General features: G+C 65.5%; 2 protein-coding genes. Both read left to right on the top strand.

All coding sequences use genetic code 11. The features are described from left to right. Positions 1-35 precede the first annotated feature (35 nt). A complete protein-coding gene (locus tag AC1DER_RS17220; RefSeq protein WP_477358216.1) occupies positions 36-323 on the top strand; it encodes a transposase in 288 nt (95 codons plus the stop codon). 180 nt (positions 324-503) lie between these two features. Continuing rightward, on the top strand, positions 504-867 hold a 364-nt coding region (locus AC1DER_RS17225; RefSeq protein WP_477358219.1), incomplete at its 3' end, for a DDE-type integrase/transposase/recombinase.

The following is an 867-nucleotide window of genomic DNA, read 5'->3' on the forward strand; positions in this document are numbered from 1 at the left end:
TCAGTTAAGCCCCATCATGGGGCAGGAGGAGTGTCATGCGACAGCGGAAAAGATACAGCGAAGAGTTCAAGCGTGAGGCCGTGGGCCTGACCCGGCTGCCAGGGGCGAACGTTTCGCAGATTGCCCGTGATCTTGGCATCGGGGCCAACCAGATCCATCGATGGCGGCGCGAACTGGAGGACGGCGGTAAGAAGGCCTTCCCCGGGAACGGCGTCGCCCGCGACCAGGAGCTGCTGGCACTCAAGCTCGAACTGGCGCGGGTGAAGAAGGAACGGGATTTTTTGCGCGATGCGGCGGCGTTCTTCGCCAAGGAATCGTCTTGAGGTACGAGGCGATCCGACGCCACCGCGACCAGTACCCGATCCGGTTGATGTGCCGGTGCCTGCGGGTTTCGCCCAGCGGCTTCCACGACTGGTCCACCCGCCGGCCCAGTGCCCGGGCGCAGGACAACGCCAGGGCTGCTGGAGAAAATCCGGGAGCAGCACGCGGCCAGTGATGGGGTGATGGGCGCCCCGCGCATGCACGAGTCGCTGGGCTACGCCGGCGAAACGGCAAGCCTCAACCGCATTGCGCGGCTGATGGCCGGTGAAGGTCTGGCCGGSGTGCCGCAGCGACGCCGGTGGCGGCACAAGCCCTCTGGTGTGCGACCGGCTTTCGTCCGCAATCACTTGGCGCGGGACTTCGCGGCCAACGAGCCCAACACCAAGTGGGTGGTGGACATCACCTACATCCGCACCGGCGAGGCCTGGTTGTACCTGTGTGCATTGCTGGACCTGTACTCGGGCAAGGTCGTGGGCTGGTCGATGTCGCCGGTGCAGGACCGACAGTTGGTCCTGAAGGCGGTGATGATGGCCAGCTGGCAACGCA

Source organism: Lysobacter sp. 05T417 (assembly GCF_056396405.1).